Raw genomic sequence first — 26,872 nt, 5'->3', positions numbered from 1 at the left:
AACTTTAATTCAATAATTTCCGCAAAGATTGAGCATTTTCATAAATGTCATCATTTGGTTGAAGTTCACTAATTAATTGATTCAAGTCATTTAGGATTTCCCTAGAATTCATTTTCAATCCTGCTCTGCTGATCAATACATTGAGTCTGATCTCTTGATCATGGCCTTGTAATTGTGGAATCTGATTTATGTAATCGATATTCTTCAAACACTCCTCAAATAACAAATTTGCTTTATCATACTGTTCGTTTTTTAAGTAGGCATGAGCAAGGTAGTATTTAGGTAAGCAGAAAGCGCGACATGCATTTGACAAGCCTTCTAGGCTGTCTGTAAGAGGTTTTGGTTTGAAGTAGAAATAAGAAGCTTTCTCGTAAAGTTGCATATCTGAGGAAGAAGCCCTTTCCATACTTATCGGCTCCAGCATGATTTCGTTTAGATTTTTACCGGTATTGTGAGCATCTGATGTGTAAACAGAAATTAAATAGCTCATCACCAACAAAAAGGATGCCGCTGCTGCAAGTTTTGGCCAGTTGTCTGAAGCAAACCTATTCAATCTATAAATCTTGGATGGGTTTGACATTTTTACCGGAGTCATATTCCGATAAACTTCTGAAACCATTTCCCGGGTGTCGGGATCCACTGCGTCTTGAACCTGGAGTTTTTTTAGTAGGAATGCAACAAATTTACTTTTAAGTTTTTTGTCGATTTGTAACTCAGCTTTAAAGGCTGCTTCTTCTTCAGGACTCAGACGATGGTCTAAATATTCTTGAAATTTAATTGATGTATTTTCCATTTTATTTAAAATAAGTGATCAGGATCATTTTCGACTAATTCAGTTAATTTATTCAGACAACCAGAAAGGTGAACAGGAATCGAACCAATCGTGTATTCCTTTCCACATTTATCTTTCAGAATATTAACCAGTTCCTTTTTGTCTCTTACCAATTGTTCTTCAATATGATAATGGTACAACAGGCGATTGCATTTACATTCCAGTTGGTTTATATATTTTTTTACTTTTTCAATGATATATGGATCTCCGGTAAGCTCATCCAATCGTGAAAGTTCATCCTGAACAGCCTTTGATTTATTGGTTGATCTTACCATCTCTTCACAAATGTTTCTGGTTAATTTGTAATAATAACCGTCACAATTATCTCTTGGCCCCCTGCCGGCCTCTTTCTCCTTAAAAATTCGCAAAACCACTTCCACGTAAAAATCTTCCCAGCTGTTATAGTCTAGTGAAACGAATCGTTGATATTTCCAATAGAAATACCTGGCATGTTTTTGAATAATTTCTTCTTCAAAAAGTCCTTGGGCGGCTTTTTTCCTACCCAACTCTCCTTCCATAAGATGGAGCTTAAACGATTCACAAGATTTACACATAGATTCTATTAATTATACAGTGTAAAAATAAATAATAAATTAAGGCAAATTAGGCATTTTTTTTTTGGCCGGACATTATAAGCTAAAATTACATCCCATCCTGGGCGTCTCTTATACTGGAATTACAATTTCTAAAGAATTTAGTGTCTTACAACAACCATTAAATAAGTTTCAAGTGGGATATAAATTTTAGGTTATAATGAAGAATAGGTAAATGGCAAACTAGTCTTACTTATATGCAAAATATTATAAATATAATGTAAAAAAAATAAATTTTATACCAGGCCTTAATTATTAAGGCTTTTATACACCATAATAGTGTAGACAAACTTGAAGATATATTTTGAACTTCAATTTCGATCAAGAAACTTCTTCGACTTTGTTTTAACTGTTTATTATTTTTTTAACAATTAAATTATTTTTTATGAAACGGCAATTTATTTTCTCAGTCAATTTAGCTTTTGTACTTTTTATGGGAGAAGGCTTTTCAAAGGATTTTTTAAACTTTCCTGCTGAGGCTGCTTCTATCAGGGAGGTTAGGAGAACTTCTGTGGAAATTGAAAATCCAAAAGTAAACACAAAGATCAATTTTGAAATTGGCACAAAATCAGATTTAAAAGTTAGCAAATCTAAGGTAGATGAACTTGATGAAAAGGTGATTTTTGAAATTTGTACCAAGCAATGTGGTGATCCCGGTATAGTGATAAACCAACCTTGTTTCAGAAGGTGTTGGTTATACTACCACCGAATTAGAAAATAGAGATATTAACTGACATACCTCCTTACCTACTGCTGCGAAAGTGATGAATGCATCACTTTCGCAGTTTTCTTTTACAGTACATATTTAGTTTTTAAAAAAAATAAAAATAATTCATGACTGACCTTAAATATTTGAAATTATTTACACCATTTATATGAAGCTGTTTGCAAGGGATGTTAAAGAACAAACCTGCCGGCAAAAAACTAAAAATTATTTTTAACAATTAAATTATTCAAATCATGAAAAAGGCATTTTTAATTTCACTTTTAACTCTTCTTTTAATCCTCAAGGGAAATTTTATTTCAGCGCAGGGAATTAAAGGATTTACTGCAAGTTCTGAAATCTTGTTCAACTCTTCGGACGCAACGCATGGTCCGGATGTAAGTCTCATCAATAACTATAAGATCACCAGGTTCCCCTATATTGTACAGCATACTATTTCAAGTTGCTTAGTGGATGGTGAGGAAACAACTGTTGAATTTGAATCACCATTGGTTAGAAACCAATTGGAGTCTGAGGTGTCAGAAACCACCTTAGAATTATTGAGCTGTAGAGATATCGAATCATTTAATAAAGGAGTACAGTTGTTTGAAAAATGGAACTTTGTTGAATCACAGAAATTGTTCTATAATTATACAAAGGCGCATCCGGAGGATAAAGTTGCAAGATATTATCTGGCCCTCTCACAATTGTACAGTGGTCGATACGGTGTAGCTGCTAGTAATTTTTCATTGTTAAATAAAAACCTTGCGTTTGCTGTTGGGTTTATTAACCCTGAATTCAAGGATGATGTCAAATTTTATTTTGGAATCTCCTCACTTATGATACCGGAGGGTAGGAAAATATCAGCCAGTCTGTTCCGTCAATTGAATTACGAAGGTGGAAAATATCAAAGTATTTGCAAGGGGATGATTGAACTACTTTAAACAAGATATTTATGAGTATCTATTAAGGCAAATATATGTTTAATTGAATTGTAAGTTTTATGACAGCTCGTCGAATTAATAAAAAAGGGAGCACATTCAAACGAATGACTCCCTTTTTTAAATATATATTATTGAACTTGAAATCTTGTTTTAAATGCAAACCCAGATTGAAATTAAAGTATATGAAGCTAACTTTCAATCTAATATTTTGTAGAATGGGAGCTTTGGATAAAGCACAAAACCATTATAACATGCTCGACTTTATGAAATCAGGTCTCCATGAAGTACCATTAATTTTTAAAAAGGCGCTTGAAAATCAGAATAAAATTTCCACCGCTTCACCAAAAATTAATTCACAACGGTAACCTTTACAGCGTTCAGTCCTTTATGACCTCTTTCTGTCTCGAATTTTACTTTGTCTCTTTCTTTTACCCGGTCAACGAGTCCATTGATATGGACAAAGACACTTTCCTGACTTTCCAGATCTTTTATAAATCCATAACCTTTTGAGTCATTAAAGAAGGTGACAATACCAGTTCTAACTACTTCCACTGCTTCTCCTGGTTCCGTTCTGGAAACGCTGATCTGCATATCTTCTTTTTTGAAGACATGTTTTTTGTTTGGATCTGGAGGGGTGGTTGATATGTTTCCATTTTCGTCAACATACGCAAACATTTCTTCAAGGGTTTTACCTTTAACGGCATTTGCTTTACGCTCTTCCTTTTTTTGATCTTTGTCTTGTTTTTTCTTAATTCTTTTTTTCTCTTTTTCTTTCTTACTAAAAGTTTCTTGTGATTTACCCATATTTAATTAACAGCTTTATTGATGACGTTTGAAAATTTCCGGCGCATTATTTTATCATGAATTTAAGAAAGTGAGAGCAAAATGCTTTCATTATTAAATGAAAAAACAATGATACAATTACTCGATTAAACTATTATTTATTTATAAATAACACTAACCTATATAAGGAAGAATCATTTCTTAAAGTTCCTTACACATCCCAATTCGTCCTGCTTAGATATATGTCACAATGGGTTACAGACTTTTGGCAACGAATGGTAACGAAAATAGTCACGATGTATTGGTGAGGACCACAAATATACGGCTTTTTAGCTGAATTGTGATGAAAAATACCATCACCGCATTATATTATTTGGAAGCCAATTAAAGTAAGCTCTATGTTTTTAGCATGGAATTACTGGTAAATTCAATCTATGACCAACATTTTGGTGGTATTATCTGATAAACTGACTTTATTCAACTTTAGAAAATAAAGTCATGCCGGTAGATTGTCGCGGGTAATCTCTAAGGTATTACCTGCAGGTATGGTGCCGAATTTTACCACTTGACCTATACCATTAGAGATGGTATAACTGACATTTTCAGCAACATTTGGCAAAATAATTTTAGTAGATATTTTGAAGGGATTTGGCTGTAAGTTTATTCTACCTAACTTATTAAGAGGTGTTTTAACATCAGAAGGGACTTTTACTTCAAACATTTGAGAGCAAGTCCTTCCATTGTAGGTTGCAGAAAAGGTGTATCGACCTGGAATCGTTGGCAATTTTTTTGAATACCCCCAATATCTGAATTTGGAATCATTATTAGAATTCCGGGTCCAGCTTGTGAAGGTGGTTTGATCCGGATTGATGATGCTCATTTCCACTACTTTCCCATTGGTTTCATTTCTGAGGAAAATGTAAAACTTTGCAAATCCCACAGGCAGGCCGGATCCCTGAAAAGGTAAATTGAAAACTTCAGTTTGGTTAGGTGTTTCCGTTGTTGGACAAGCTGGAATTACTACATCTGTAGTGTGCACGGAGGCCTGTATGAGTTCAGGATCTTTGTAAATTTTCAGAGTGTTCCACCAGGATTGAGCATTTTTTACATTTCAGTTGCCTGCAAAGGGGTCCACTAAAGTACTTACAGTGCTGCCTGCCCATATTTCAAAGTGTAAATGCGGCCCCGAAGAATTTCCAGAACTTCCCACAATTCCAATTTTTTCACTTGCAGCGATGTTTTCCCCAATGGCTTTGGTGGTTGTTTTTCCGGACTTCATGTGGAAGTAGATCGCCCTGGAACCATCGGCATGTTGAATTACTGCATAATTGGCTTTCGCACTGCTTGAAACACCTGCACATTTTTTATCAAATTCGCCATCGTATTTATCAATTATGATGCCGGGAGCAGATGCAATTACCTCCACTTGATCTTGGTCCATTTTTTAGAAGGGGAAAGGCCCTATAGCAATGTCAATTCCTCGGTGTGAATCGTAACACAGGTTGCCACAGTTGTAATCTTTATAGGAGCCCGATACATTGTCATGATCCACATGCGCACTGATGTAAAAAAAACTGCATTCCTTAAGTCCTGTCGCGAATTTATTTTGACTCTCACTACGAACTCTAATGACAATTCTTGATTAAAATAAAAATCCCGTGCTCGAATGAACGAACACGGGATTCATCAAAAATATTTTTTAATTATCGGTTGAAAAGAATCTCCCTATACTTTGGAAGTGGCCAGTATTTATCCTCGACATAGAGTTCCAAATCATCGGCATGAGATCTTATTTCGAGGAATAGCGGTTTTACTTTATCACAAAGATAAAGTGCTGTTTCACGGGTTGATTTTTGCTGATGAGCTTTATGTCTTTCTTCTACCATTTTTTGAATGTTCTGATACATACCTTCTATGTGTGTAGATAAGATTTCTACGATTTGCTGTTGTGTTTTCATGGCAGATTTTGGAATACCTGATTCAGCAGCATTTTTTAAATTGGCCATCACTTCAGTCTGATATCTCATACACGCCGGCAGAATTTGGTTAAGTGCGAGTTCTTCAATGAGACTTGATTCGATTTCTACTTTCTTGTTGTACTTCTCCAGATAAATTTCATGCCTGGCTTCAAGTTCACGATCGTTCATGATGTTTAAGGAGGTGAAAAGAAGGTGAGATTTTTTGGTAGTGATGGCATCCAGCGCAAGAGGGGTAGTTTTGATATTTGGCAATCCTCTTTTTTCAGCCTCTGCTGCCCATGCTTCACTGTAGTTATCACCTTCAAAAAGGATATTCTTGCAAGACTTGATGCATTCACGAAGCTCTTTCAAGATAGCAGAGTCTTTCTTCTCTCCATCTGCAATGTGTTTATCCACTTTGGTTTTGAAATCATTCAGCTGATTCGCTACGATCGTATTAAGAACCATCATCGGGTCTGCACAATTGGCAGAAGAACCTACCGCACGGAACTCAAATTTATTTCCTGTAAAGGCAAAAGGAGAAGTTCTGTTACGGTCGGTATTGTCCATCATAACATCCGGAATCATTTTGTGGATGTCTAGTTTCAGATCGTTTTCTTCCTCTTCTTTAAGATCATTTTCAACTCTGGTTTCGATGGCTTCCAATGCTCTGGTGAGATAATCACCTATAAAAACGGAAATAATGGCTGGTGGGGCCTCATTGGCTCCCAATCGATAATCATTGCTTTCAGCAGCAATGCTTGCGCGGAGCAAATCAGCATGATCGTGTACCGCTTTAATGGTATTGGTGAAGAATGTCAGGAATTGCAGGTTATTACGAGGTGTTTTTCCAGGGCCCAATAAATTCGTCCCTGTATCTGTGCTCATGGACCAGTTGTTGTGTTTTCCACTTCCGTTGATTCCGGCAAATGGTTTTTCGTGAAGCAGCACAATGAGGTGATGTCTTCTGGCGACACGATCCATCAAATCCATTAGTAGAGAATTATGATCGACGGCAATGTTAGCCACTTCAAACATAGGTGCCAATTCAAATTGACTTGGAGCCACTTCATTGTGACGGGTCCTTACGGGAATTCCCAGTTTGTGACACTCCATCTCCAGATCTACCATATACGAATACACCCTTTCCGGGATGGCCCCAAAATAGTGGTCTTCCAATTGTTGTCCCTTGGCAGGTCCTCTTCCAAACACAGTTCTTCCACTGGCCATCAAATCTGGTCGTGCGTAATACATGGCTTTATCGATCAGGAAATATTCCTGTTCCCAACCCAGAGTAGGGGTTACCTTATTTACAAACCGGTCAAAATACCTCGCCACTCCGGTAGCAGCCTTATCCAAAGCCTCAATGGAGCGAATCAATGGAGCTTTATGGTCGAGGGCTTCTCCTGTGTACGAAATGAAAACAGTAGGAATACATAGTGTCTTTGAACCTGCAATGTCCATAATAAATGCAGGAGACATAGGATCCCAGGCGGTATAGCCACGGGCCTCAAAAGTGGCACGTAATCCCCCACTCGGAAATGAAGAGGCGTCAGGTTCTTGTTGGACCAATGCATCTCCATCGAACTTCTCAACAGCACTGCCATTTCCGGCAAGCGTGAAGAATGAATCGTGTTTTTCAGCGGTTGTACCTGTCAAAGGCTGAAACCAATGAGTATAGTGGGTAGTACCTTTTTCCATGGCCCAGGCCTTGAGTGCAGCGGCAATCTGGTCTGCAAGTTGGCGGGAGATTTTTTGTCCCTGGGAAATGGTTTGATTATAGGCTTTGTATGCATCATTGGACAGATAGGCTTTCAGCTTATCTTCTGTAAAAACATTTTCCGCATAGTAGGATGAGATTTTTTTGTTCTCCCTTGCGAGGGGATTTTTTGGTCTGGATAAAAACAGACTCAAAGCTGTACTGCGATTGGTTGACATAAAATTTATTTAGAAGTAATAATTGTGTTGCAAAAATATTATAAATTTTAGACTATTTAGTGTGTTTGGATCAATTATTTACAAAATATTTAATTTATTTTATAAAAAATTAATTGATTGGATCTAAAAATGAGAAAATATTTCATATTTATAAAATGTTGATGTTTCCTTTTATTGAAATCTGAGCTAATGGATTAGAAGGAGTTAAAAAAGGTATATATGTTCAAATGGAGGGATCATTTGGGCATCAAGACAAATCCTGTATTGATAAAATTGAAGGACAATTAAATGATGGATAACTGAATGAATATTTGATTTTTACAAATTTCTTCCTCGAGCATTTTACGCTTTGTAGGTTCAGGGCTTATCTTGCATCCTTATTTGAAGACCCATGGCCAATTACTTAGATGAACTCAATCCGATACAACGTGCAGCTGTAGAACAGATCGGCGGGCCGGTAATGGTTATAGCTGGTCCGGGTTCAGGAAAGACAAGAGTACTCACCTATAGGTTGGCTCATATGATAGAGTCCGGTGTCAAACCATGGAACATTCTTTCTCTGACTTTTACCAACAAGGCTGCAAAAGAAATGACTGAGCGTATCAGCCTGGTAGCTTCCGGGGAAGCAAGAAAGGTGTGGAGTGGCACTTTCCACTCAATTTTTGCCAGAATCCTTCGTGTGGAAGCGACCAAGATTGGGTATCCTACTGATTTTTCAATCTATGATACAGACGATAGCAAAAGTCTAATAACAGAAATTATTAAAGAGCTAAACCTGAATCCAAAGGATTACAACGCCAATTCCTTAAGATCCAGAATTTCGAATGCAAAGTCAAATCTCATTACCCCACTGATGTATGAGAAAGATGCTGATTTGCTTGAACAGGATCGGATAAACAAGATGCCCTATACTTCTGCAGTGTATAAAAGATATGTACAGAAATGTCTTCAAGCGGGCGCTATGGATTTTGATGATCTCTTACTTCAACTGTTCCGACTGTTTCAGGAAAATCCGGACAATGTGCTGGAAAAATACCGTAAGCAATTTACACATGTAATGGTAGATGAGTTCCAGGATACCAATTACCTTCAGTACGCGATCCTAAAAAAAATTGTGCTCTATCCGGGGAGTCAACGGAATGTCTGCATTGTTGGGGATGATGCCCAAAGCATTTACTCATTTCGTGGAGCGACCATCAAAAACATTTTGGATTTCGAAGCAGATTTTCCGGATGTGAAAATCTTTAAACTCGAACAAAACTACCGAAGTTCCGAGCATATTGTACAAGCGGCAAATGATGTGATTACTTACAATGTCCGGCAGATTAAAAAAGAAATATGGACTGATAAAAAAGAAGGCCATAAGATCAAGTTGATCAAATCAAGTTCGGATAATGAAGAAGGAAGAAGAATAGCAGATTATATTGTCGAACTGAAAAACAGTTATCATCTTAAGAATAAGGAAATCGGAATCCTTTACAGGACCAATGCGCAATCCAGAATTTTTGAAGAGCAAATGCGTCGGTTAAATATTCCATATAAAGTATTTGGTGGAATGTCCTTTTACCAACGTAAGGAGATCAAGGATTTGCTTGCATATCTGCGTCTGACCGTAAATCCAAAAGACAATGAGGCCTTTAAAAGAATTGTCAATTATCCCAAAAGAGGAATTGGTGATGGTACTGTAGATAAGCTGTTGGAATTTTCAAAGGAACACAATTTGTCCTTGTTCGAAAGTTTGGCTACGTTCAGTGCAGCTGGCAAGATAGGTCAACAGTTACAGATGTTCCGCATGCAAATCATCGAGATGCAGGACATGTCCCGTAAAAGCAATGCCTATGATGCAGCCATTTACAGTTACAAGATCTCAGGATTGTCTTCAGAGCTCAAACAAGATGTAACGAATGAAGGAATTTCCAGATTGGAAAACGTAATGGCCTTGCTTGATGGAATCAAGGATTTTACAGAAAATGATGAAGTACTGGGTGACACTACCCCGGATCGGAGTCTGTCTTCTTATTTGCAATCCATTGCGCTCATCACACAACTTGACGAAGAAAAGGAAGGAAGTGATTATGTCACTTTGATGTCTGTGCATTCAGCCAAAGGATTGGAATTTGAAGCGGTAGTGGTGGGTGGCCTGGAAGAGAATCTTTTTCCATCTTATATGTCCATGTCATCACCCGAACAACTCGATGAAGAGCGCAGATTATTTTATGTAGCCATTACCAGGGCAAAGCATTTTCTAACCTTGAGTTATGCAACTTCAAGATATTTTTTCGGTAATCTTAGAATGAACGAGCCAAGCCGATTTATTGAAGAAATAGACGAAGCCAGATTCGAAAAAGACAACACTGCAAGAGCAACTGTTTTTACTTTGACCGATGAACCGGCTTCCCCTAAAGTAAGGTTTGTAGAGAAGAAACCTGTAAGTATCAGTCATCCCGGACTTGCAAATTTTAAACCCAGCAATCCGAATGGAATTCAGGCAGGCATGACGGTGCTGCATCAGAAATTTGGAGAAGGAAAAGTGCTGAACATCGAAGGAGGATCAGACAATAGAATTGCAACCATTTTTTTTAGAGAAGTAGACAACCCACAGCGGAAGATCATGTTAAAGTTTGCGAAATTGGAAATCTTAAGCTAATGAGCTAATGAGCTAATTAGTTAATGAGCTAATGGGTTAATGAGCTAATGAGTTAATGAGTTAATGGGGAAATTAGACTTCCATATTTCCAACAACTAATTTTAAAAAAAAAAAACCAATATAAGTTTATGTCGCAATATTTAGAGGCCACGATCGATGTATACAAAGATGCAGCATTAAATCCCAATGTGGGATTGTGTTGCACAACCACTCCAGTGTGGCAGTTACCAGAATTGAATATTCCATCCAAAATGCTTGCCATGAATTATGGCTGCGGCAGTACGGTAGAGCCCAGGGATCTAAGCAATCATCCCAAAGTACTTTATGTAGGAATTGGAGGAGGAATGGAGCTGTTGCAATTTGCCTATTTTAGTCGAAGTGAAGCAAGTGTAATTGGAGTTGATGTGGTCGATGAAATGATTGATGCATGTCATGAAAATTTAAGGGAAGCCGAGAAGATGAACTCATGGTTCAACGCTGATTATATAGACATTAGAAAAGGAAGCGCGCTGGATTTACCAATGGCAGATGAAACAGTGGATGTTGCGGCTCAAAATTGTCTGTTCAATATTTTTAAAACGGAGGATTTAAAAAAAGCACTGACAGAAATGTACAGAGTGCTAAAGCCACATGGCAGGTTGGTTTTGTCTGACCCCATCTCTGAAGACCCCATGCCGGAAAGCTTAAAAAATGATGATCACTTAAGAGCCTTGTGTTTAAGTGGTGCAATACCTTTACAGGAATATATCAATCTTATTACAAGCGTAGGTTTTGGTACCATAGAAATAAGAGCCAGGAGACCATACCGTATATTGGCTTCAAATCAATATCCAGGACTGACTAAAAACATTTATATAGAAAGCGTGGAAGTGTGTGCGATAAAAGACCCGATGCCAGAGGACGGAGCTTGTGTTTTTACCGGTAAAGCGGCTATCTATTTTGGAAAAGAAGAAACCTTTGATGATCATAAAGGACATTTACTGATGCAGAACCAGCCGCTGGCCGTCTGTGATAAAACAGCCAATAATTTAGCCAGGCTCAATCATCCTGAAATTTTCATTTCCGAATCTACGTTTCACTACGATGGTGGAGGTTGCTGCTGACAATTTTTAAGAGTCAGTAAGGCTAAACCTCAATTTTTAGGAAATGATAAAAGAAATTCATTTTTCCACAGTTATCTATTTGATAACATTACTGGATTTGAAGGGTCAGAATGCTGATAAGGAACAGCAACATTTATTATCGGATGAATTACACGAAATTTCAGGTCTGATTACTTTAGACAGGGGACAGCACTATTACGCCATCAATGATGGGGGGAATGAAGCAGCAATCTATCAGCTGGATTCTGTCGGCAGAGTGGAAAGAAAAGTATCAGTGGTCAATGCAATAAACAGGGACTGGGAAGAATTGACAACAGATGGAAAAGAGTATCTGTACATTGCGGATACCGGTAACAACAAGCAAAAAAGACACAGGGTAGTAATCTACATAATCCGGTTGACGGATTTAACTGACCAAAATGCAGTGCAAGCAGATTCTATAGAAATTATATATCAAAAATATCCTGACAAAAAACCAAAGGGCAAGGACAGAAAATTCGATGTCGAGGCCATGTGTTGGATGAAAGATAAAATCTACTTTTTTACCAAAAATTGGATGCAGGACATTTCTCAAAAGACTGATTTATATTCACTCTATCCGAAACCCGGAATGCATAATTTAAGTCCCGAAAAAAGTATAGCATACTCCGGCAGATTTTTTATGGAAAGCCAGCTAACAGGAAGCTGTTTTGATCAAGAGTCAAATTACATTTATTGGCTCACTGAGACCCAGATCATCCAAACAGATGCACCCTCCTTTAAGCGAAAAAAAATGGTCACCTACGATCTTCCGGAATTGGGGCAATGGGAGTCCATTTGTCCATTGGGGAACTCGAGATTTGCGGTTGCACGAGAGCGTAACAAAATATTTAACCAGGAAGCGGCCCTCATGATCGTCACTTTAAAAACCAAGGATTGATTTATACCTTGCTAAGGGACAAATGCGTTTACTTTGCATTTGGCTGAAACCCGGGAAGGGGAATCATGATGGACGTATACAGTAAGACAGGTCGGTGGAAATTATACCTTGCCATATTAGGGGTGTTAATTGCTTTATTGCCAGTATTTTATTCCAATTACCTTGCCCAGAACCTGGCCGAACGTGAGAAAACACATGTGGAATTGCTGGTACGCACATTAAAAGAAATTTCCCTTAACCAGAATTACGATCAAGACATGACCTACCAGGTAGAAGTTCTTGAAAAGCTCAACAATGTAAGTGTGGTTACGGTCAACCATAATGGAGATGTACAACTTCATAATTATCCGGAGAACGCGGACACTTCGGCAATTTTGAAAAGAGTGCGTGCTTCCGGAATTCAACCCCTTACGACACCGGACTATGAAGCAATTTATTGGGAATATCCAAAAATTTTGACGCTGATCCGCTATTTTCCCTTGCTTCAATTATTCCTTTTGTTGATCTATGCGGCAATTGGATATGCGGTGTTCAACCTTACCCGTAAGGAAGAGCAGAATAGAGTGTGGGTAGGGATGGCCAAGGAAACTGCTCACCAGCTCGGCACCCCAATTTCCGGCATAATGGGATGGATAGAAAATCTTAAGTCATCAGATACCGATCCGGAGCAAGCAGCAGAAATCGTAAGCCACATGGAGCAGGATGTGTTGAAGCTTCAACAAGTCTCTGACCGCTTTTCAAAAATTGGATCCAAACCAGAGCTACATCCTTGTTCGCTCTTGAAGGAATTGCTGGAGGCCAAGCGTTACATGCAGGTACGTGCATCCAGACACATTGTTTTTGACTTTCCCGATGAAGGAGAGCAGGACTATTTTGTGGACATCAATCCTAATTTATTTTCATGGGTTTTGGAGAATTTACTTCGTAATGCTTTGGATGCCATGGAAGGGGAAGGCAGGATCATGGCCAGGATTTCCAAACATCACCATATGATTCATCTGGAGATTACGGATACAGGCAAGGGAATTCCTGCAGGAAAATTTGATACCATTTTTCGACCCGGCTACTCTACCAAACTAAGGGGTTGGGGTCTGGGATTATCATTGGCAAAACGCATTATTGAGAACTATCACAACGGAAGGATCTATGTAAAAGACTCTGTGGTCGATCAGGGAACATCGTTTATGATTGAGTTGCGGGAAAGTGAGGATGGAATTAGATAATTAGAGATGACTGAACGATCTCTTCTGCAAGCAGAGTATCGTGCGACAGCACGATAAGAGAAGGAACCGCGAAAGCGGCTAACGGAAGAATTAGAGAATTAGAGAATTTGAAAATTAGCCAATTAGTATGACTGAACGATCTCTGCTTCAGCAGAGTATGGTGCGACAGCGCGATAAGAGAAGGAACCGCGAAAGCGGCTAACGGAAGAATTAGAGAATTAGAGAATTTGAAAATTAGCCAATTAGTATGACTGAACGATCTCTGCTTCAGCAGAGTATGGTGCGACAGCGCGATAAGAGAAGGAACCGCGAAAGCGGCTAATGGAAGAATTAGAGAATTAGAGAATTTGAAAATTAGCCAATTAGTATGACTGAACGATCTCTGCTTTGGCAGAGTATGGTGCGACAGCACGATAAGAGAAGGAACCGCGAAAGCGGCTAATGGGAGAATTAAAAGTTGCCATATCTGTTTGCATAGGCATACGCTCTACGAGTAAATTTTGTTAGAGTTTTGCTGACAATAAGACCATAAAACTTACCATCAGGAGTAGACAAAATGGATTGGAGAATTTTCCAATCTTTCGTACCTTTTGCATTGGATTCTGGTGTCTCGATTCTTGAATACAAAGAGCACAATTGCTTCCCACAGAAAAACCCATCCACCAATGTTGAGTCCTTCTACCAATGTTTCGTAAAGGATATTTTTTGATGACCAGTTGTTCAGGTAAAAGCCGAACAACAAGAGGGCAAAGGCGCTGAGTATATAGGTAATACTCCTCTGGTATACCTGGTTTATTTCTCTTTTGTAAGACCGGATCATGAATTGAAAATAGGTTTTAATTCCGGTGATTACGCGTTGCTCTTTTTCGGAGTCCCGGATGTCGGTCGGCGCATTGAATTGCAGGATCAATGGATACTTGAGTGGGATGTCCACGGAACTTTCCTCCATATAGGTCATGAGGTCAGAGTCCAGGTCTCTTTTGACAAATGGGGCCGGATCCAGATTGTTGAAGATGTCGTGATAACTGTTGATGGAAATTTTGATCAGGAAAGAGTTGGTCGCGGGATCCCGCTCGTAAATTCTTTCCAGAAGGGAGATTTTGTTTTTTATAGAGACCGGCATTTTTAGAATTATTGAGATCAGGTAATTTTTGTCCTATTTGTAGCGCTGAACCTCCTGGGCATATCTACTTTTATTGCCCAAGATACATTTAATGATATTTTTTACCTATGTTTTACTTAAAGATTCTGAGCCTTCTTTTTTGATACACGATCTTTGAATTTCTTTATGTAGGAATAGATTTATTACAGTGTGCCTTCATCGATTTTCGCCCTGCTGAAAACTTGTATAGGTTAGATTCAGATCTACATGATAGTAAATTTTAAGATGGGCTCATCATGATCAGTGCATTTGGCTAATGGCAAATACCGGATTACAGTGCAGTCTTCGATCGTTTGTTGCAGGCATTTCTTCACTTGGTCATCACAGCCCGTTTTATGGCGCTGTAGCCCCAGCGGTGGCGTATGTGGTCCAGTTCTCGCATGAGGGAGATTTGGGTGGCCGTATCTTCAAACAGATCAAACTGGGGATTGCCGTAGACCAGTCCGCTGAACTTTACGCCGATGAGGCGGATGAGCTGACGTCGTTCGTAGACCTTTTGGAAGAGTTCCTGTACGACAGGCCAGAGATTTTTGTCGAGAGCGGTGTAGCTGATCTTACACTGGCGGCTGAAAGTATTGAAGTCAGCATAACGAATTTTGACGGTGACGACGGAACAGAGTTTGCCGGAGTCCCGGAGTTCGAAGGCTAGTTTTTCGGTCATGTCGAGCAGTAGTGTGCGGATTCGTTTCATGTCAAGGGTATCTTGTTCGAAGGTACGTTCTTTGGAGATTGACTTGGCTTCGTGATAAGGGACCACGGGACGATGGTCTATTGCGTTGGCATGTTCCCAAAGGCTGCGACCGTTTTCACCAAATTGACGTTCGAGAAGTTTGGCCGGAATTTCACTGAGGACTTTGATGGTCCGCACGCCCATGAAGCTGAGTTTTTTGTAGGTTTCCTTACCGATGCCGGGGATTTTGGCGGTGGAAAGAGGAGCGAGGAAGTCCTTTTCGGTTCCGGAAGGGATCTCGCGGGTTCCGTTGGGTTTGGCTTCCCCGGTGCCGACTTTGGATACGAGTTTGTTGACAGAGAGGCCGAAGGAAATGGGCAGGCCACTTTCGCGGATGATGGACTGCCGTAGTTCATCGGACCATTTCATGCAGCCAAAATAACGGTCCATGCCGGTGAGGTCGAGGTAGAACTCGTCGATAGAGGCTTTTTCGAAAATCGGTGCGCGGTCTGCGATGATGTCGGTGACCAGTCCTGAGTATTTGCTGTAGCTGTCCATGTCCCCCTGAAGGATGAGGGCGTGTGGGCAGAGTCTTTTAGCCATTTTGACGGGCATGGCAGAGTGGATACCGAAAGCCCTGGCTTCATAGCTGCAGGCTGCCACCACACCGCGGCTGCTGTTGCCGCCTACGATCAGTGGCTTACCCCGCAGGGAGGAGTTCTTCAGACATTCCACAGAGACGAAGAAAGAGTCGAGATCCAGATGTAGTATGGCTCTGTTAAACATATTCGGTTTTTATTCCGCAGTATCGGAACACAAATGTATAATAAAACGACTTTTAATGTCGAATAATTCGACATTTTTATATCTTTGTTCCCTCACAAAACTCAAATCCCTTTTATGTCGACCGATCAAAACCAGAGCAAACCCTCCCGAGGCACTTCGTTGCACCTCGCCAACCGTTTTCATAAGACCAATCCCGTGGCCAATCCGGAAATGAACCAGCTACCGGCTGAAGACCGGGAGATCGCACCTTCCAAAACCCAAACCATTGAAGTCAAGGCCAAGAGCATGATTAACAAGGTGAACAGTCCGGACCTTTTGATGGAATATTCACTGAATCCCTATCAGGGTTGTGAACATGGCTGCGTCTACTGTTATGCCCGCCCGACCCACAATTACTGGGGATACAGTGCTGCTGATGACTTTGAAAATAAAATTCTGGTGAAGGCCAATGCAGTAGAAGTTCTTAGCCGCGAACTCAAATCCAGGAAATATCAGGTGAAGCCGATCATGTTGTCGGGCAATACGGATTGTTACCAGCCGGTAGAAAAAAAATACCGGCTTACCCGACAGATTCTTGAACTCATGCTGGCCTGGCGTCACCCGGTTATGATCATCACTAAAAATGCGCTGATTCAAAGAGATTTGGATTTGCTTGGCGAACTGAATGATCTGCATCTTGTCCAGGTGGCGATCTCGGTTACTGCGGCTCATGATCGTACCCGCAGAGTAATGGAACCAAGGGCTTCCACCATAGCCAGCAGGTTCAGAACCATCCGATTGTTGGCAGAACGAGGGATTCCCGTACATGGTATGTTGGCTCCTATCATCCCCGGTGTCAATGACATGGAAATTTTTGACATGGTCAAGCAGGTAGCAGAGGCTGGCGCCAAAACGGCTTCTTACCAAATCGTAAGGTTGAATGGTGATCTACAGCCCATTTTTGGTCATTGGCTGGAAGAGCAATTTCCGGATCGGAAAGAGCGCATTCTAAACAGCATCCGATCCAGTCACGGCGGAGAACTGGGGGATTCTCGTTTTGGAACACGAATGAAGGGAGAGGGAAACATTGCGGACATCATCCGCCAGCAATTCAAACTAGCCCACTCCCGCTTCATGCCAAAGACAGAGCGGCAAAGTCTGAGGACTGATCTGTTTCGTCCGGTAAGAGGAAATATGAGAGAACTTTGGGAGTTGAGCTAATTCGTTACTATGCTAAGGTAAAATTTGGGGAACAGGAGAATTTGAAAAAGCAACCTGGATGATGGAAATAGAATGCAAACGAAGGAACAGCATGAGTTTGAAGAGTAAACGAGAGAGAAGTGTGCAACCGGTCTTTGCCGACAAGAATACTGTTTAAAGTTTGCGGGTTTTTCCCGACAGTTGGTAGCGATTTTTGGAAGTGGAATTAATTTCAGAAAGAAGAAGTTCTACAGTAAAATGATTATATTTGTTCAATAAAGACCAAAATCATGAAAACCTTATTTTTTAGTATTTTATTTTTGGGCATGACAGTTGGTGCACAGGCTCAATTGTCCACCTTGGACATTTTCACGGAAGAAAGCATCAATTATATAAAGTTACAACTGGATGCCCACGACCAGGTTTCCGGAAAAATAACAGAACTTGCCAATGGGGAATGGCAGATTTCTGCTTTGGGCACTATCCCCAAAACAGACCATAAAAAATTGTCTTCACCTTTAACTGAAGAGCAAGTAGATACACCGGAAGCAGCAGTAAAAACAGTTCTTGCCTCCTATCAGGCCTCTAATAAAACTTGTGCTGAATACCAAATCCGTAAAAGAGATGAATTTTGGCATGTGTTGTTGTTGGATTGTCAGTAATTTTTTTAAGTTGAATTAATTTCAACTGAAGAAAGAGGTGTCGACATTTCTTAATTTTTATTACCAGAACACCACTTAGGACTTATACACATTTTGAATGTGCTTAAGTAAAATTTCGGGTTAACTTTTATAGAGCCTTGAATTTTCTATGGCTTCCAATACCACTTCCGGAACCATGTACCGTATTGATTTTCCCTGTTTGATCATTTCTCGGATTTGGGTCGAGGAAATGTCCAGAAGTGGGGCATCGGTAAATACAATATTGGGATGGTGTGACAGATCAGTCTGGTCTTCGTAATTAGGTCTTTTATAAATGTAGATTTGAAATCTTTCTAACAGTAGCTCATAATTTTTCCATTTTGGAAGGCTGATGAGATTATCCCCTCCCATGATCAATGCAAATTTATGTTCCGGATATTTCTCTTTTAGATAGGTGAGCGTATCTATAGTGTAAGATGGTTTGGGTAGGCTAAATTCGATGTTGGATACCTGAATTTTTGGATTGCCTTCAGCCGCAAGTCTTACCAAATGAAGTCTATCATAATCCCGCGCCAGACTGGCTTTGTTTTTAAGTGGGTTGTGTGGACTTACGACCATCCAAACCTGTTCTAAAACAGTTTCATTCAGCAGGTGCTGGGCAATGATCATGTGGCCAACATGAACCGGATTAAAGGATCCAAAGAAAAGTCCTATTTGCATTAATAGTTTGTCACCACCAGCATCAACAGGTCTTCGCCCGGCATTTGTTCCTGAGGAAGAATGATGGCCGGTTTAGTTGAGCTGCTGAATTCAAAATTCACGTTTTCACTTTCGATAACGGTGAGCATCTCCAACATGAATTTTGCATTCAAACCAAGGTTGATGGCTTCACCTTCATACACACAGCTCAGTTGCTCGGTAGCTTCATTGTTGAAGTCCAAATCCTGAGCGGTGATGGTCAGGCTTTTATTTTGGATATTCAACACCACCTGGTTGGTGGTCTTGTTGGCAAATATGGAGAGCCTTTTCAGGGAAGAAATCAATTCTTCCCGGGCTACAGTCATTCTGTTAGGGTTATTGGCAGGGATTACCGCATTGTAATCCGGGAATTTGGCTTCAATCAACCGAGTTGTAAAGAGTACATTGTCAAATTCAAAGAAGGCCTTTGATTTTCCAAAGTAAATTACCACTTTGCCCTCTCTTGGTAGAATTCCCTTAAGACTGAGCATGGATTTTTTAGTCAACAAAAGGCTGGAAGCCACATCTGACTGAATATCAAGGAAGCTGTATTTTACCAATTTATGAGCATCTGTAGCTGCGAAGGTCACATGGTTAAAATCAATGTTTAGGTTGATTCCGCGCATGCTCTGACGCATTTCATCGTTGCTGGCAGCAAAGAAAGTTTTATCAATTCCTTTTTGGATTTGAATAGAATCCATTTCGATTCGATCTTCATCGCTGGGTTTTTCGATTTCCGGAAAATCTTCCGCCTTTTCCCCGACCAATTTATACTTACCTGATGCAGAAGTAATTTCAATTCCTCTCGTATCAGTGTTTATTACAAAATTAAGAGGTTGTTCAGGCAAAGATTTCAAAGTCTCGAGCAAGGTTTTACCTGGTACGGCGATCCTTCCATTTTCGGTACCGTTCACTTCAACCTCTGTATTGATGGTCATTTCGAGGTTGGAGGAAGCAATTGATAATTTGTTTCCTTTAAGATCAAGTAGAAAATCCTCTAAAACCGGCATAACGGGATTGGCGCTCAATGCGCTGGAAGCGATTTGAAGTGGCTTTAAAAGAGTGGAGGTTGAGGCAACAAATTTCATAATATTGGATTTTTATTCTGGAAGCGCAAAAATACGCCCCAGGACCTTATCCTCAGCATGATTGGCAAATATTCTTTCAGTTATCGGATTATTCTCTTCATTTTTGCCTTCACTAAACAACGCAAGCTCACAAGTGAAGCAGATAATACAAAAAGAGTGGCCATTAATCATAGCAGCCCCAAGCTGGGATTTGAGATTACCGGAATTTGAGCAAATCCAGATTTCCAATGGCGCTCAGGTCTATTCATTAAAGTCAAACAAGGAAGGACTGTGTTATTTGGAGTTTGTGTTTGAGAATGGTCGGCTGACAGAGCACAAAAAACTTAGTTCAAGAGTATGTGCATCCCAAATCCAGGAAGGTACACGAAAGTTTTCAAACCCAGAAATCGTGGATTTCTTTGATTTTTATGGTTGCTCGTACAGTATTCATGCTGATTTGGATTTTACAGTAATGTCCTTGAGTTGTTTGGAAAAGCATTTTGAAACCATTGCCAGGTTTGTGGTGGAATTGTTGACCACACCGATATTTCCGGAGGACCAGCTGGTTAAGGGGAAAGTGTTTCTTGCCTCACAGTTAAGTCACCAGCTGACAGAACCTGATTTTGTTTCTTACAGAGAATTTACAGCCCATCTATATGGAAGCCAATCCCCTTATGGTTACAATTCAACTCCTGAACTCATTAATGATATCAGTTCAGAAGATCTTATACGCTATCACAAGGAGAATTACGTGGCCAATAAATTACAAGTGTTTTATTGTGGAAGTTCCAAGGGATCGGAATTTTGGGAAGGCTTATTGACCATTTTTCCACAAAACAATCATCAGGAACCATATTCAATGAATATACATCATCCTGAAGTTTTGAGCCACCATATTCCCATGGCTAATTGTTCCCAGACCAGTCTGAAAATAGGACTCAAACTGTTTCCCAAAACACATGAGGACTATTATGGGATGTACATGCTGAATACAATATTGGGCGATTATTTTGGTTCAAGGCTGATGCACCATATCAGGGAAAAACACGGTTTAACTTATGACATTCACTCCACAATTGATGCACAGATTCACGATGGTTGTTTTTACATCAGTGCGGAATTGAATCCCGAATCCAGGGAGAAATCTATTGAGATGATTAAAAAGGAAATTAGAAAGCTCCGAACAAAACCTGTGCCGGATCAGGAACTAAACATGGTCAGGAATTATCTGAATGGCCATCTTTTGAGACTGGTGGATGGACCTTTCCAATCTATTCTGTTCCTTAAAATTCTATTGACCGAGTTTAAGTCATTGCAGGCTTTTGATAAATTGGTCAGTAAGATCAGGTTTATCGAACAGAAAGAGTTGATGGAATTGGCCAACAAATATCTTATTGAAGATGAAATGTCAGTTTTTTCTGCAGGAGCCTAGGTAGTTTTCCATTACAGAAACTTAGCTTCAATTCTCAACAACACATTGTATCTTACGGCTTAAACAAAACCAATATGACCCAGGCAATCAAGACCAATTACAGTGCACTCACGACCTTAATTACCGTATTTTTCTTTTGGGGATTCATAGCTGCCGGAAATGGTGTATTCATTCCTTTTTGTAAAAATTATTTTAAACTTGATCAATTTCAAAGTCAATTAGTGGATTTTGCTTTTTACGGGGCGTATTATATTGGAGCATTGATACTGTTTATTATTGGGGCTGTTAAAGCCAAAGATTTGGTATCGAGTTGGGGTTATAAGAGAAGTATAATTTATGGACTTTTATTTTCATTGATGGGGGCCATTGCCATGATCATGGCTGTAAAAACGGGCTCAAATGAAAATGGGTTTAGCTTTTTTCTGTTTGCATTTTTTATTCTGGCCTTGGGCTTTTCACTGCAGCAGACCGCTGCAAATCCATTTGCCATGTTATTGGGTGATCCCGCAACGGGTTCACACCGCATCAACCTAGGAGGTGGCATCAATTCTTTTGGCACAACCATTGGCCCCATTGTAGTGGCATTGGTACTCTTTGGAACCACTTCCGTGAGTGACGAATTGCTGAATTCGCTCAGTCTCGATAAAGTCACTGTTTTGTATGTCTGTGTAGGTTTATTGTTCATGGCAGCGGCTGTTTTGTTTGCGAGTTCGAAGAAAGTGCCACCCGGATATTTTGATGCCAACATTGAACCTGCAAAAAAGGCAATGTGGACCATGGTCCTTATTACTGTAGGATTGTTTTTGTGTTTTACGCCGGTATTCAACAGTTACAAAACAGATTCGTCAGGTTTGGGAGATACAGAAATGCTGGCCCTGGAGAATTACAGAATGTATTGGCTAATTGCAGCCCTGCTTGTCATCTTGATAGGATTAACTTTGGCCAACCAATTCTCGAAGAAGGATAAAACAGGTTGGGGAGCTTTGCAATATCCTCAGTTGGTATTGGGAATGATTGCAATATTCGTTTATGTCGGGGTGGAGGTAAGCATTCAAAGCAACATGGGAGAATTGTTGAAGAGACCCGAATATGGCTCATTACAAGCTGCAGACATTGCACCATATATTTCTATGTATTGGGGAAGTTTAATGATTGGTCGTTGGACAGGTGCAATTCCTGTTTTTGATTTGAATGCAAGAATGAAGACCATTCTGATGGTGATCGTACCCATCGTTGCATTTGGGGTAGTGATTGTACTCAATATGATTGCGAACAAAAACATGAGTCATCTTTATTATTACATTTTATGTGTGCTGGTTTTGGTGGCTGCTTTTTTTGTGAGTAAAGACCGCCCTGTTTTCACCTTGATGTTATTTAGTGGACTTAGCCTGGTGGCTATGATAATTGGATTGACTACCACTGGTCAATTGTCTATTTATGCATTTTTAAGTGGTGGATTGTTTTGTTCGGTGATGTGGCCTTGTATATTTTCTCTCTCTCTGGCGGGCTTGGGAAAATATGAAACACAGGGTTCCGGTTTTTTAATCATGATGATACTTGGAGGAGCAATAATTCCACCGCTACAAGGTAAATTGGCAGATATCCCCACAATTGGAATTCATCAATCCTATTGGATTACCGCTGTATGCTTTACTTACCTTTTGGTATTTGCAATGGCTATAAAATCGATACTAAAAAGACAAGGAATCGATTACGATCAACAAGTAACCGGAGGGCATTGATTTACAATCTGGCAATATGGGGATAAATTGATTTTGTCCAGTATTATTTTCCTCTGATCAGTTTTGGTAAACCTCTTAGAGCAGCCAGTTCGCGGTATTTAACAGAAATTTCTTCAGCGGGTGCGCCGAAATACGTCTTACCAGCTTCCAAACTTTTAGAAACCCCTGAGGTGGCAAGCACAGTTACGTTGGATTCAATTACAAGATTCTGTGCAACCCCTACCTGGCCGTATAAGACCACATGATCGCCTATAATTGTTTTACCTCCTATCCCAACTTGTGCTGCAAAAAGGCAATGCTTTCCAACAACCACTCCATGGCCAATGTGCACCTGACAATCGATTTTGGTACCTTCTCCGATGATCGTGTCTCCAGACACTCCTTTGTTGATGGTAGAACCAGCACCAATTTCAACATGATCATGGAGTATGGTCCGCCCGCAGGAGCGCCATTTGACAAAACCATCTTTAGTTTTTTTATAATAAAAGGCATCGGTGCCTAAAATGGCGCCAGCCTGTATTCTGCAATTTTTACCAATAACTGTGTATTCACCTATATAAACATTGGCCTGGATGTAAGTTCCCTCTCCAATGACTGCATGGTGTCCAATTATTGCACCGGGTTCAATAATCGCAGTAGGATGTATGTCTGCTGTATGTGCATAATTTGTGTTAAGGGCTTGTTCTGGTCTTACAGAAATTACGAGTTGGTTGTAAACTTCGAATGGTTGTTCACAAACCAGCAAAGTTTTACCTGGAGGGCATTCTGTTTCCTTGTTGATCAGAATAATAGTGGCCGGAGAATTTATTGATTTTGAATAATATTTTTCAGCATCCACAAAAGTGAGATCTCCTGGTGTAACCTTATGAATTTCGTTTATTCCATAGACAAGCTGGTTTGCTTCGCCAATAATTTTGAGAGAGAATTTTTCAGCAAGTTCCTTTACAGGGATGGGTTGAGCTAATTTCATATCAATAGATTTCCGTTCTTATTTAATGTGCTTCTAACCAATTATTACCACTTCCAAGGCCAACTTCCAATGGAACACGAAGCCCGGGAATGGCATTTTTCATTTCGTAAACAACCATTTCCTGAACTTGTTTGAGTTCCGTTTTCAAGACGTCAAAAACTAATTCATCGTGGACCTGGAGTATCATTTTAGTTTGCAGGTTTTCTTTCAATAAGCGGTCATGAATTTTAATCATCGCCAGTTTGATCAGGTCCGCAGCAGTTCCCTGTATTGGGGTATTTACAGCGACTCGTTCAGAGTTTGTCCTGGCCAGAGCATTTTTCGAATTTATATCTCTCAATACTCTTTTGCGACCAAGAAGGGTTTTTACAAAACCGTCTGAACGTGCAGCCTCGACAACGCCACTCATGTATTTTTTCAGGCCGGTGTAGGTATTAAAATATTGATCAATTAATTCTTTTGCTTCGGTGCGTGATATACCTAATTGGCGCGAAATATTCGTAGATCCTGCTCCATACAAAATTGAAAAGTTAACCGTTTTCGCGTTGCGGCGTTGGTCAGATGTGACGGCTTCATAAGGAATGCCATACACCTTAGCAGCTGTGGCCCGGTGGATATCTTGTTCTTTGATAAAGGCCTCCATCATGGCCTCCTCATTGCTGATGTCTGCAATTAATCTTAACTCAATTTGACTGTAGTCTGCCGAAAAAATCAGATGGTTTTCATCACGTGGAATGAATGCTTTCCGGATTTCCCTCCCGGCCTCGTCCTTAATGGGAATATTCTGCAGATTCGGATTTTCTGAAGCAAGTCTACCGGTGGCAGCCCTGGCCTGATTAAATGAGCTGTGCACACGCCCTGTTTTTTGATTGATCATCAGGGGCAAAGCGTCTACATAAGTAGATTTCAGTTTTGAAAGTTTACGATGTTCCAAAATAGTTTTAACGACCTCATTTTCATCGGCCAACTCGTTTAGTTTTTCTTCGTCGGTACTGTATTGATTGGTGCTGGTTTTTTTCCATTTGTAGGGTATTTTAAGTCGATCAAAAAGCACTTCTCCTACTTGTTTCGGGCTGGCTATATTAAATCTCACACCGGCTTTGGAATAAATTTCATTTTCTGTAATTTCAATTTGTTTACCCAAAACCTTGCTGTAGTTGTTTAGAAAATCCGCATCAACCCTAACCCCTGCATGTTCAATGTCGCAAAGCACTTTAACCAAGGGTAGCTCAATATTTTGCAAAACATCATTTACTTCAAAGTTGATGATTTCTTTTTCAAGGATGGGTTGAAGTTGTAGAGTGATGTCTGCATCTTCGGCGGCATATTCTTTTATTTTTTCCAATGGAACATCCCTCATGGATCCTTGCTCAGGACTTTTTTTTCCTATCAGTTCTTCAATACCCACCATTTTGTAATTCAGATATGCTTCAGAGAGGAAATCAAGTTTATGACGCAAATCTGGTTCAATGAGATAATGAGCTATCATGGTATCAAAATAAGGTCTAGGCATATTGACACCATATTGGAGCATCATCAGCATGTCGTATTTTATATTTTGGCCGACAAACTTTTTGTGTACATCTTCAAGAAATGGTTTGAATTTATCCACCAATTGTTGTGCTTTTTTCTGATCCCGGTCAACGGGCACATAGTAAGCCTCTTTCGGTTTAAAGGCAAAGGACATCCCTACCAGTTCGGCTGCTGTGGCATCTATTCCTGTGGTTTCGGTATCAAAAGAAATAATTTTTGAGTTTTGCAATTTGTCGAATAACTGTAGTAAGTCTTTTTCCTCTAAAACCAGGTGATATTCATGTGGAGTATTGTAAATGTCATGGTCAGAAACTTTATATTCTGTCAATGGCAATGGTGTTTTTTCTATTTTCTCTTCTACTCCAAAAAGTAAATTTGATGCAGTGCTTGAATGACCGCCTAATACGGATTGCGCCAATGATCGAAATTCAAGTTCTCTGAACAATTCTGCCAACTTTTCTTTATTAGCACCCTCAATTCGGTACGCTTTTTCTTCAAATTGGACAGGAGCATCCAAACTGATGGTAGCCAGTTTTTTACTGAGCAAAGCCTGGTCTGCGAATTCTGTAATTTTATCTTTTAATTTGCCGCTGACTTGGTCTTTATGTGCAATTAAATTTTCAACAGTATCAAATTCCTGCAAGAGTTTTACGGCTGTCTTTTCTCCTACCCCCGGGATTCCGGGAATATTGTCCACTGCATCTCCCATTAGTCCAAGTAAATCGATAACCTGGTCAACTCTGTTAAGTCCCCAGGATTCCACAATTTGTTTTGGGCCTAAAATATCGACTCCATTTCCTTGGCGTGATGGTTTGTACATAAAAATGTGGTCTTCCACCAATTGGCCATAATCTTTATCAGGCGTGACCATAAACACATCAAATCCTTCACCGGCTGCCTGCTTGGCTAAAGTGCCTATCACATCATCCGCTTCATAGGATTCAGCCGTGACAATCGGAATGTTAAAAGCCTTTACAATTTCTTCAATGTAAGGGAGGGCGATGCTGATGTCTTCAGGTTGTGCTTCTCGGTTGGCTTTATATGCAGGAAACTCTTCGTGTCTGAAAGTAGGACCATGTAAATCAAAAGCAACCGCAATATGGGAAGGTTTTTCATTATTAATGATATCCCAAAGAGTTCTGGTAAAGCCTGAAATGGCGGAAGTATTGAGACCTTTGGAATTGATGAGTGGACGACCGATAAAGGCATAATGAGCCCTGTAAACCAAGGCATGACCGTCCAGGAGGAAAAGTTTTTTCATAACTGTATAAGCTGGGGGGCTAAGATAGGAAGTTTGATTAAGGAGGAC

22 protein-coding genes are annotated in these 26,872 nt (G+C 40.0%); 10 read left to right on the top strand and 12 right to left on the bottom strand.

The genetic code is table 11. The features are described 5' to 3' along the window. Positions 1-4 precede the first annotated feature (4 nt). Complete coding sequence (locus IPJ53_00890) at positions 5-793, bottom strand: hypothetical protein (GenBank protein ID MBK7797644.1); 789 nt, start codon at positions 791-793, stop codon at positions 5-7. Positions 794-798: 5 nt separating this feature from the next. After that, complete coding sequence (locus IPJ53_00885) at positions 799-1,350, bottom strand: sigma-70 family RNA polymerase sigma factor (protein ID MBK7797643.1); 552 nt, start codon at positions 1,348-1,350, stop codon at positions 799-801. Between the two features lie 460 nt (positions 1,351-1,810). On the opposite strand from IPJ53_00885, the gene IPJ53_00880 reads away from it, so the two are divergent. After that, positions 1,811-2,146 (top strand): hypothetical protein, encoded by a 336-nt coding sequence (locus tag IPJ53_00880; protein ID MBK7797642.1) that lies wholly within the window; start codon positions 1,811-1,813, stop codon positions 2,144-2,146. 239 nt (positions 2,147-2,385) lie between these two features. Continuing rightward, positions 2,386-3,072, top strand: a complete 687-nt coding sequence (locus IPJ53_00875) for a hypothetical protein (protein MBK7797641.1) — start codon at positions 2,386-2,388, stop codon at positions 3,070-3,072. Between the two features lie 348 nt (positions 3,073-3,420). Here IPJ53_00875 and IPJ53_00870 read toward each other — a convergent pair whose 3' ends face one another. The 4 genes from IPJ53_00870 to IPJ53_00855 all read right to left on the bottom strand — a co-directional run bounded on the left by IPJ53_00870 (position 3,421) and on the right by IPJ53_00855 (position 7,751). Then, positions 3,421-3,876: a cold shock domain-containing protein gene (locus tag IPJ53_00870; protein ID MBK7797640.1), complete on the bottom strand. Its 456-nt coding sequence runs from the start codon at positions 3,874-3,876 to the stop codon at positions 3,421-3,423. Between the two features lie 475 nt (positions 3,877-4,351). Beyond that, the gene (locus IPJ53_00865) at positions 4,352-4,894 is read right to left on the bottom strand and encodes a hypothetical protein (GenBank protein MBK7797639.1); all 543 of its coding nucleotides are present in this window, start codon (positions 4,892-4,894) and stop codon (positions 4,352-4,354) included. A 72-nt stretch (positions 4,895-4,966) separates the two neighbouring features. Next, on the bottom strand, positions 4,967-5,296 hold the full coding sequence (locus IPJ53_00860; GenBank protein ID MBK7797638.1) for a M23 family metallopeptidase: 330 nt from the start codon (positions 5,294-5,296) through the stop codon (positions 4,967-4,969). A 262-nt stretch (positions 5,297-5,558) separates the two neighbouring features. Next, positions 5,559-7,751 (bottom strand): glutamine synthetase III, encoded by a 2,193-nt coding sequence (locus IPJ53_00855; protein MBK7797637.1) that lies wholly within the window; start codon positions 7,749-7,751, stop codon positions 5,559-5,561. Between the two features lie 391 nt (positions 7,752-8,142). Between IPJ53_00855 and IPJ53_00850 the strand changes: the two genes are divergently transcribed. The 4 genes from IPJ53_00850 to IPJ53_00835 all read left to right on the top strand — a co-directional run bounded on the left by IPJ53_00850 (position 8,143) and on the right by IPJ53_00835 (position 13,643). Then, positions 8,143-10,398, top strand: a complete 2,256-nt coding sequence (locus IPJ53_00850) for a UvrD-helicase domain-containing protein (protein ID MBK7797636.1) — start codon at positions 8,143-8,145, stop codon at positions 10,396-10,398. A 128-nt stretch (positions 10,399-10,526) separates the two neighbouring features. After that, positions 10,527-11,501 (top strand): arsenosugar biosynthesis arsenite methyltransferase ArsM, encoded by a 975-nt coding sequence (arsM, locus tag IPJ53_00845; protein ID MBK7797635.1) that lies wholly within the window; start codon positions 10,527-10,529, stop codon positions 11,499-11,501. A 43-nt stretch (positions 11,502-11,544) separates the two neighbouring features. Further along, positions 11,545-12,420 carry a hypothetical protein gene (locus IPJ53_00840; protein ID MBK7797634.1) on the top strand — a complete coding sequence of 292 codons (876 nt, stop codon included), beginning with the start codon at positions 11,545-11,547 and terminating at the stop codon, positions 12,418-12,420. 65 nt (positions 12,421-12,485) lie between these two features. Next, positions 12,486-13,643, top strand: a complete 1,158-nt coding sequence (locus tag IPJ53_00835; GenBank protein MBK7797633.1) for a HAMP domain-containing histidine kinase — start codon at positions 12,486-12,488, stop codon at positions 13,641-13,643. A 541-nt stretch (positions 13,644-14,184) separates the two neighbouring features. On the opposite strand, the gene IPJ53_00830 is transcribed toward IPJ53_00835, so the two are convergent. Both IPJ53_00830 and dinB read right to left on the bottom strand, forming a co-directional pair. After that, positions 14,185-14,766: a hypothetical protein gene (locus tag IPJ53_00830; protein ID MBK7797632.1), complete on the bottom strand. Its 582-nt coding sequence runs from the start codon at positions 14,764-14,766 to the stop codon at positions 14,185-14,187. 349 nt (positions 14,767-15,115) lie between these two features. Next, entirely contained in the window at positions 15,116-16,261 is a 1,146-nt protein-coding gene (gene dinB / locus IPJ53_00825; GenBank protein ID MBK7797631.1) for a DNA polymerase IV, read from the bottom strand. A gap of 114 nt (positions 16,262-16,375) precedes the next feature. Here dinB and IPJ53_00820 point away from each other — a divergent pair, with 114 nt between their 5' ends. Both IPJ53_00820 and IPJ53_00815 read left to right on the top strand, forming a co-directional pair. Beyond that, the gene (locus IPJ53_00820) at positions 16,376-17,461 is read left to right on the top strand and encodes a PA0069 family radical SAM protein (GenBank protein ID MBK7797630.1); all 1,086 of its coding nucleotides are present in this window, start codon (positions 16,376-16,378) and stop codon (positions 17,459-17,461) included. Between the two features lie 269 nt (positions 17,462-17,730). After that, positions 17,731-18,102, top strand: coding sequence for a hypothetical protein (locus IPJ53_00815; protein ID MBK7797629.1), 372 nt, complete (start codon positions 17,731-17,733; stop codon positions 18,100-18,102). A gap of 120 nt (positions 18,103-18,222) precedes the next feature. Here the strand turns inward: IPJ53_00815 and IPJ53_00810 are convergent, their stop codons facing one another. Together IPJ53_00810 and dnaN are read right to left on the bottom strand one after the other, a co-directional pair. Next, entirely contained in the window at positions 18,223-18,801 is a 579-nt protein-coding gene (locus IPJ53_00810) for a nicotinate-nucleotide adenylyltransferase (GenBank protein ID MBK7797628.1), read from the bottom strand. Next, positions 18,801-19,907, bottom strand: a complete 1,107-nt coding sequence (gene dnaN, locus IPJ53_00805) for a DNA polymerase III subunit beta (protein ID MBK7797627.1) — start codon at positions 19,905-19,907, stop codon at positions 18,801-18,803. The genes IPJ53_00810 and dnaN overlap by 1 nt, the downstream gene beginning before the upstream one ends. 133 nt (positions 19,908-20,040) lie before the next feature. Between dnaN and IPJ53_00800 the strand changes: the two genes are divergently transcribed. Then, positions 20,041-21,318, top strand: a complete 1,278-nt coding sequence (locus IPJ53_00800; GenBank protein ID MBK7797626.1) for an insulinase family protein — start codon at positions 20,041-20,043, stop codon at positions 21,316-21,318. Positions 21,319-21,392: 74 nt separating this feature from the next. Continuing rightward, entirely contained in the window at positions 21,393-23,060 is a 1,668-nt protein-coding gene (locus IPJ53_00795) for an MFS transporter (GenBank protein MBK7797625.1), read from the top strand. A gap of 43 nt (positions 23,061-23,103) precedes the next feature. Here IPJ53_00795 and IPJ53_00790 read toward each other — a convergent pair whose 3' ends face one another. Together IPJ53_00790 and polA are read right to left on the bottom strand one after the other, a co-directional pair. Next, positions 23,104-24,030, bottom strand: a complete 927-nt coding sequence (locus IPJ53_00790; GenBank protein ID MBK7797624.1) for a UDP-3-O-(3-hydroxymyristoyl)glucosamine N-acyltransferase — start codon at positions 24,028-24,030, stop codon at positions 23,104-23,106. 22 nt (positions 24,031-24,052) lie between these two features. Further along, positions 24,053-26,824 (bottom strand): DNA polymerase I, encoded by a 2,772-nt coding sequence (gene polA / locus IPJ53_00785; GenBank protein ID MBK7797623.1) that lies wholly within the window; start codon positions 26,822-26,824, stop codon positions 24,053-24,055. Positions 26,825-26,872: the final 48 nt, after the last annotated feature.

Origin of the sequence: Candidatus Vicinibacter affinis, from assembly GCA_016714365.1 — a bacterium.
Lineage (GTDB): Bacteria > Bacteroidota > Bacteroidia > Chitinophagales > Saprospiraceae > Vicinibacter > Vicinibacter affinis.
This window is presented reverse-complemented; position numbering and strand designations above follow the sequence as displayed.